The 7598-nt window shown below is 64.9% G+C and carries 8 protein-coding genes; all 8 read left to right on the top strand.

The features are described 5' to 3' along the window. The coding region (locus tag AC1DMG_RS17860; protein WP_477180851.1) for a CTP synthase at positions 1 to 951 on the top strand (951 nt) is incomplete at its 5' end. Next, complete coding sequence (kdsA, locus tag AC1DMG_RS17855; protein WP_441603371.1) at positions 948 to 1781, top strand: 3-deoxy-8-phosphooctulonate synthase; 834 nt, start codon at positions 948 to 950, stop codon at positions 1779 to 1781. The genes AC1DMG_RS17860 and kdsA, both read left to right, overlap by 4 nt. A gap of 102 nt (positions 1782 to 1883) precedes the next feature. Next, positions 1884 to 3197, top strand: coding sequence for a phosphopyruvate hydratase (gene eno, locus AC1DMG_RS17850; RefSeq protein WP_441603370.1), 1314 nt, complete (start codon positions 1884 to 1886; stop codon positions 3195 to 3197). 18 nt (positions 3198 to 3215) lie between these two features. Next, positions 3216 to 3542 (top strand): cell division protein FtsB, encoded by a 327-nt coding sequence (gene ftsB, locus AC1DMG_RS17845; protein ID WP_204635621.1) that lies wholly within the window; start codon positions 3216 to 3218, stop codon positions 3540 to 3542. Next, positions 3539 to 4231, top strand: coding sequence for a 2-C-methyl-D-erythritol 4-phosphate cytidylyltransferase (gene ispD / locus AC1DMG_RS17840; RefSeq protein ID WP_441603369.1), 693 nt, complete (start codon positions 3539 to 3541; stop codon positions 4229 to 4231). The genes ftsB and ispD overlap by 4 nt, the downstream gene beginning before the upstream one ends. 28 nt (positions 4232 to 4259) lie before the next feature. Beyond that, positions 4260 to 4733: a 2-C-methyl-D-erythritol 2,4-cyclodiphosphate synthase gene (ispF, locus tag AC1DMG_RS17835; RefSeq protein ID WP_441603575.1), complete on the top strand. Its 474-nt coding sequence runs from the start codon at positions 4260 to 4262 to the stop codon at positions 4731 to 4733. Beyond that, positions 4730 to 6148 (top strand): magnesium transporter, encoded by a 1419-nt coding sequence (gene mgtE, locus AC1DMG_RS17830; RefSeq protein WP_441603368.1) that lies wholly within the window; start codon positions 4730 to 4732, stop codon positions 6146 to 6148. The genes ispF and mgtE overlap by 4 nt, the downstream gene beginning before the upstream one ends. Before the next feature lie 52 nt (positions 6149 to 6200). Then, on the top strand, positions 6201 to 7217 hold the full coding sequence (gene truD / locus AC1DMG_RS17825; protein ID WP_477180850.1) for a tRNA pseudouridine(13) synthase TruD: 1017 nt from the start codon (positions 6201 to 6203) through the stop codon (positions 7215 to 7217). Positions 7218 to 7598 lie beyond the last annotated feature (381 nt).

Genomic DNA, 7598 nt, shown 5'->3' with positions numbered 1-7598 from the left:
GACGTCATCTACAAGCAGCCCCTGTGGCTGCACAAGCAGGGCCTCGACGAGATCGTGGTCAAGCGCCTGGGCCTGCAGGTCGGCCCGGCGGATCTTTCCTCGTGGGTGCGTACCGTCGAAGCGGTGGAGCATCCCAAGGACGAGGTCACCGTGGCCATCGTCGGCAAGTACGTCGAGCACAAGGACGCATACAAGTCCCTGGGCGAGGCCTTGCGCCATGGCGGCATCAAGCAGCTGACCCGCGTCAATCTCAACTGGGTTGATTCGGAGCAGGTCGAAGCCGAAGGCGCCGCCAAGGCGCTGGGCAATGCCGACGCCATCCTGGTGCCGGGCGGTTTCGGTAAGCGCGGCTTCGAAGGCAAGGTGCTGGCGGCCAAGTACGCCCGCGAGAAGGGCGTGCCGTATTTCGGCATCTGCTACGGCATGCATGCAGCCGTGGTGGACTTCGCCCGCAACGTGGCGGGTCTGACCGAAGCCGACTCCAGCGAAAACGACCGCAACAGCCCCGATCCGGTGATCGGCCTGATCACCGAGTGGACCACCGCCACGGGCGAAGTCGAGCAGCGCAGCGAGCGCTCCGACCTGGGMGGCACCATGCGCCTGGGCGCGCAGGAATGCCGCCTCAAGGCCGGCACGCTGGCGCGCGAGCTGTACGGCCAGGACGTGGTGCGCGAGCGCCATCGTCACCGCTATGAATTCAACAACCGCTACCGCCAGACCTTCGAAGACCTCGGCCTGGTGATCTCGGGCAAGTCGATGGATGACCTGCTGGTCGAGATCGTCGAGCTGCCGCAGCAGAAGCATCCGTGGTTCCTCGGCTGCCAGGCGCATCCGGAGTTCACCTCGACCCCGCGCGACGGCCATCCGCTGTTCATTGGTTTTGTGCAGGCCGCCCGTGAGTTCAAGGCAGTGCGCGAAGGCGAGCGTCTTGCGAAGGAGTCGGTCGCATGAAGCTGTGTGGCTTCGAGGTCGGCCTGGACCAGCCGCTGTTCCTGATCGCCGGCCCTTGCGTGGTCGAGTCCGAGCAGTTGCAGATGGACACCGCCGGCAAGCTTAAGGAAATCACTGGCCGGCTCGGCATCAACTTCATCTTCAAGTCCAGCTTCGACAAGGCCAATCGCTCGTCGGGCAACAGCTTCCGCGGCCCCGGCCTGGAAGCAGGCCTGAAGATCCTGGGCGAAGTGAAGCGCCAGCTCGGCGTGCCCGTGCTCACCGACGTGCACGAATACACGCCAATGAACGAAGTGGCCGCCGTGGTCGACGTGCTGCAGACGCCGGCCTTTCTGTGCCGCCAGACCGACTTCATCCAGAACGTGGCGCGCGCCGGCAAGCCGGTGAACATCAAGAAGGGCCAGTTCCTCTCGCCGTGGGAGATGAAGAACGTGGCCGACAAGGCCAAGGCCGTCGGCAACAACGACATCATGGTGTGCGAGCGCGGCGCCAGCTTCGGCTACAACAACCTGGTGTCGGATATGCGCTCGCTCAGCGTGATGCGTGATACCGGCTGCCCGGTGGTGTTCGATGCCACCCACTCGGTGCAGTTGCCGGGCGGGCAGGGCACGAGCTCGGGCGGTCAGCGCGAATTCGTGCCGGTGCTGGCGCGTGCCGCGGTGGCGGTGGGCGTGGCCGGCCTGTTTGCCGAAACGCATCCCGATCCTTCCAAGGCGCTCAGCGACGGCCCCAATGCCTGGCCGCTGGACAAGATGGAAGCGCTGCTGGAAACCCTGCTCGAACTCGATCAGGTCACCAAGCGCCACCGGTTCCTCGAAGACACGCTGTAACGGCTCTGATCCGCCTCGGGGGAGGCGAATGAAGCGCATCCCCCGCAGATCAGGCAGGATGTCTCCCCCTCGCTTCATTCACCTCATCAAGCAACGGATCCCATGAGCACCGAAATCACCCGCATCCACGCACGTGAAATCCTCGATTCCCGCGGCAACCCCACGCTTGAAGCGGAAGTGACGCTGGCCGGCGGCGGCTTTGGCCGCGCTGCCGTGCCGAGCGGTGCATCGACGGGTTCGCGCGAAGCGGTGGAGCTGCGCGACGGTGACAAGGCCCGCTACCTGGGCAAGGGCGTCAAGAACGCGGTTGGCAATGTCAACGGCGCCATCGCGAGCGCGCTGAAGGGCTTTGACGCCGCCAACCAGGGCGGTCTCGACGCCAAGCTGATCAACCTCGACGGCTCCCCGAACAAGGGCAAGCTGGGCGCCAACGCCATCCTCGGCGTCTCGATGGCTGCCGCGCATGCCGTTGCGGCGCAGAACCGCCAGCCGCTGTGGCAGTACCTCGCCAGCATCAACGGCACCACTGGCAAGCCCGGTTCGCTGCCGGTGCCGATGATGAACATCATCAACGGCGGTGCGCATGCCGACAACAACGTCGACGTGCAGGAATTCATGGTGCTGCCGGTGGGCGTGTCCAGTTTCAGCGAGGCGCTGCGCGCCGGCGCCGAAATCTTCCACGCGCTCAAGAGCGTGCTCAAGGGCAAGGGCCTGAACACGGCGGTGGGTGACGAAGGTGGCTTCGCGCCGGACCTGCGTTCCAACATCGAAGCGCTCGACACCATCCTCGAAGCGATCGGCAAGACCGGCTACAAGGTGGGCAGCGAGATCCTGCTCGGCCTCGACGTGGCCAGCTCGGAATTCTTCAAGAACGGCAAGTACGACCTGGAAGGCGAAGGCAAGGTCTACACGCCGGAACAGTGGGTCGACGTGCTGGCCAGCTGGGCCAAGCAGTACCCCATCGTCACCATCGAAGACGGCATGGGTGAGGGCGACTGGGACGGCTGGAAGCACCTGACCGACAAGCTCGGCCAGAACATCCAGCTGGTCGGCGACGATCTGTTCGTCACCAACCCGACCATTTTCCAGGAAGGCATCGACAAGAAGATCGCCAATGCCATCCTGATCAAGGTCAACCAGATCGGCACGCTGTCCGAAACGCTGGAAGCCATCGCCATGGCCGATAAGGCCAAGTACGCAGCGATCGTCTCGCACCGCTCGGGCGAAACGGAAGACACCACGATTTCCGATATCGCTGTTGCTACGACCGCCACCCAGATCAAGACCGGTTCGCTGTGCCGCACCGATCGCGTGGCCAAGTACAACCAGCTGCTGCGTATCGAAGAGGCTCTGGGCTCGGCCGCGCGCTATGCCGGTCGCGACGCGTTCCCGAACCTGGCCAAGCTGCCGGGCTGATAGGAGCGCACTACGCCGATGCTGCGTTGGGTTGCCCTGATCCTGGTCCTGGTCCTGATCGCTCTGCAGGTAAAACTGTGGAGCGGCACGGGCGGCGTGCACGGCGTGGAAACGCTGCGTGCCGCCGTGAAAAAACAGGGCGAGGACAACGACAAGCTGACCCAGCGCAACCAGGCGCTGGGCGCGGATGTGAGCGACCTCAAGCACGGCGAGCAAGCCGTCGAGGCACGCGCCCGCGCCGAGCTTGGCCTGATCAAGCCAGGCGAGACGTTCTACCAGGTCGTTGAAAAGCCGGGCGCCACGCAGGCGCCCGCGTCCGCAACCTCCACCAACGGCAACCCATGAACGCGCCGCTCTGGTGCGTCGTGCCGGCGGCGGGGCGCGGCACGCGCGTTGGTGGCAGCATCCCCAAGCAATACCTGCCGCTGGCCGGCCGGCCGCTGATCCTGCACACGCTGGAGCGGCTGGCGTCGCATCCCCGCATCGCCGGCCTGATGGTGGTGCTGGGCGACAACGACGGTCACTGGCCGGGTGTCGATCTTCTCTACGGCAAACCCGTGCTCACCACGTTGGGCGGTGCGGAGCGTTGCGACTCGGTGCTCGCCGGCGTGCGCGCCTTGCCACCCGAAGTAAGCGACGACGGTTTCGTGCTGGTACACGACGCAGCACGCCCCTGCGTGCGCGAAGGCGACATCACGCGTCTGCTCGATCTGGGCATGCCTGCCGGCGGCGGCATGCTGGGAGCACCACTGCGCGATACGCTCAAGCGAGCCAATGACGCGGGACGCAGCGAAGTCACCGAACCACGCGATCATCGCTGGCGCGCCTTCACCCCGCAGATGTTCCGTCGCGGCGAGCTTTCGGCCGCGCTGAAGGCGGCTTACGCTGCCGGCGTGACGGTGAGCGACGAGGCCATGGCGATGGAGCGCGCCGGCTTCGCGCCATTGCTGGTCGAGGGCGCCGAAGACAATATCAAGGTCACCACGGCAACGGATTTCGCGCTTGCGGAGTTCCTGTTGTCGCGTATGAAATGAGCCCGCGAGGCTCCAAGGAGTACCCATGATGCGCATCGGACAGGGCTTCGACGTCCACACTTTCGGCGAAGGCGATCACGTGATGCTGGGCGGCGTGCGCGTGCCGCACACCCACGGCGTGGTGGCGCACTCCGATGGCGACGTGGTGATCCATGCGCTGTGCGACGCCATTTTCGGTGCGCTGGCGCTGGGTGATATCGGCCGGCATTTCCCGCCCAGCCAGGAACAGTGGCGCAATGCCGACAGCCGCGTCTTTCTCCGTCATGCCGCCAAGCTGATGCGCGAACAGGGCTACACGCTGGGCAACGCCGATGTCACCGTGATCTGCGAAGCGCCCAAGGTCGGTCCGCACTCGCTGGCGATGCGCGAGGCCGTGGCCGAGGAGCTGCGTTGCGAACTCGGCCGCATCAGCATCAAGGCCACCACCACCGAAAAGCTCGGCTTCACCGGCCGCGGCGAGGGCATTGCGGCGCAAGCCTGCGTGCTGCTGGTCCTGGCATGAGCGAGATAGGAGGCCGCAGTTCGGCCTCGCGTCTACACGATCAGCTGGACAACATTGCCGACCTGTTGCGGCGACTGCGCGGCCTCGGCCAGCTGCCGGAACCCGACAGCGACCAGGGCTTCCGCGAAGCGCAGGTCGAGCTGCAACGCCTGCTCGATGCGCTGCATCCGGCCGATATCGCCTACGTGCTCGAAGCGCTTCCGTTGGTCGACCGCTTGGCCGTCTGGCAGCGCGTGAAGGCCGATCGCGATGGCGAGATCTTGCTCGAAGTCTCTGATGCAGTGCGCGAATCGCTGATCGCCGACATGGACGACCACGAGATCCTCGCGGCCGTCGAACCGCTGGACGCGGATGAACTGGCCGACCTGGTCGACGACCTGCCCAGCGAAGTGCTGCCCGAACTCATGGCCAGCCTCGATGCGCAACAGCGCGAGCGCGTGCAGGCCGCGATGTCGTATCCGGACGATCAGGTCGGCGCGCTGATGGATTTCGAGATGGTCACCATCCGCGACGACATAAGCCTGGAAACCGTGCTGCGCTACCTGCGCCGTTTCGACGAGCTGCCCGCGCAGACCGACAAGCTGTTCGTGATCAACCACGAGAACCTGCTCACCGGCGTGCTGCCGCTGAACTGGTTGCTGGTGACCTCGCCCGAGAAGCGCGTGAGCGAGGTGATGGCGCCGGACGTCAACACGTTCCATCCCACCGATGACGCGTATGAAGTCGCCCAGGCGTTCGAACGCTACGACCTGGTCAGCGCACCGGTGGTCGATGGCAATGGCCACCTGATCGGCCGCATCACCATCGATGCGATGGTCGACGTGCTGCGTGAAGAGAGCGAAAGCGAGGCCTTGAACCGCGGCGGTCTGCGCGAAGAGGAAGACGTGTTCGCCTCGGTGTGGAAGTCGATCCGCAACCGTTGGGCGTGGCTGGCCATCAACCTGGTCACGGCATTCATCGCATCGCGCGTGATCGGATTGTTCGAAGGCTCCATCCAGCACCTCGTGGCCTTGGCCACGCTGATGCCCATCGTGGCCGGCATCGGCGGCAATTCGGGCAACCAGACCATCACCATGATCGTGCGCGCGTTGGCGCTCGATCAGATCACCGCCGCCAGTGCGCGGCGGCTGTGGCGCAAGGAAATCGCCGTGGCCCTGATCAACGGCCTGGTGTGGGGCAGCGTGATCGGTGCCGTGGCGTGGTGGCTTTACGGCAATTTCCCGCTAGGCCTGGTGATGACCACCGCGATGACGCTCAACCTCGTGCTGGCCGCGTTCTGCGGTGTCGGCATCCCGTTGCTGATGATGCGCATGGGGCGCGATCCCGCGCTGGGCTCCAGCGTGCTGATTACCGCCATGACCGATTCGGGCGGCTTCTTCATCTTTCTCGGTCTCGCCACGCTGTTCCTGATGTAATGCGCCCCCGCGCTTTTCTTCTTTTTGTTGCCGGTCCCGCCGGTGGAGTCCCATGTCCGATCTCGAACTGCCCTATGCCTATGGCAACCCGCCGCTGACCGCCGTGCTGCGCAGTGCGCCCGAAGACTTTCAGGTCGAGGAAATTCTGGGTTACGACGCCGACGGTGAAGGTGAACATGCCTTGCTATGGGTGGAAAAGCGTGGCGCGAACACCGACTGGGTGGCGCGCGAACTCGCGAAGTTCGCCGGCATTCCGCCGCTCAACGTGGGCTATGCGGGACTGAAGGATCGCCATGCGGTGACGCGCCAGACCTTCTCCGTGCAGCTGGCGGGCAAGCCTGATCCCGATTGGTCGACCTTTGCCGCCGAGGGCGTGAAGGTGCTGGCGGCGACGCGTCATACGCGCAAGCTCAAGCGCGGCGCGCTGCGTGGCAACCGCTTCGTGCTGGTGTTGCGTCAGGTCGACGGTGATCGAGCGGTGGCCGATCAGATCCTCAAGCAGATCGCGCAGCGTGGCGTGCCCAATTATTTCGGCGAGCAGCGGTTTGGTCGCGAGGGAGGCAACGTGGCGCAGGCCCGTGCGATGTTTGCCGGGCGGCGCGTGGATCGCGACAAGCGACACTTCCTGTTGTCGGCTGCAYGCTCGCATATTTTCAATGCTGTGCTGGCTGCGCGTGTTGAGCGCGATGCGTGGGATTCGCCGATGGAAGGGGAGATCTGGTCGCTGGCGGGGTCGCGCTCGTGGTTTGGGCCGGAGCCGTTCGACGCGACGTTGTCGCAGCGATTGGCTACGGGGGATATTCATCCGTCGGGGCCGTTGTGGGGGCGTGGCGAGACGCCTGCGCAGGGTGAGGTGGCGTCGCTGGAGAACGCCGTAGCTGCCGACAATGCGGATCTTGCCGATGGGTTGGTGGGGGCGAAGATGGATCAGGAGCGTCGGGCGTTGCGGATGATTCCGCAAAACCTGTCCTGGCGGTGGTTGGAGGATGGGGCGTTGGAGTTGAGTTTTGAGTTGGCGGCTGGGGCGTATGCGACGACCGTTGTTAGGGAGTTGGCGATCACCGGGTGATTTTTTGGGTCGTCATCCTGGCGTGGGCCGGGATCCAGATGCGGTGCGCTGCGGTTGTCGCGTTACCGCCAGCGTGCCGCCTACGCGGCGGGCGTTTCGATCGGCTGCCGCCGCTCGAGTCACTTTTCTTTTGCTGGCCCAAAAGATCCCACGGGACTAGCTTCGCGTCGAAAGTAACCCAAAGAAAATGGCCTGATAACGCCCGCAGCATCGTGCTGGGATAAGCCCGAACGCTCGAGGTAACTGGTTGTGGGACAACCTCCGAGGGTACACAGGGGATACTTCAATGCGCTGCGCAACGCGCCCGAATCGCTGAGGACTTAAAGCCGGGCCTCGCTGCGCATCGGCTGTGAGTCACAGATGGCGCACTTGGTGCCGCGC

This window comes from Dyella sp. 01N36, from assembly GCF_056399745.1.
The sequence above is the reverse complement of the archived record's forward strand: the minus strand, read 5'-3'. Positions and strand labels throughout refer to the sequence as shown.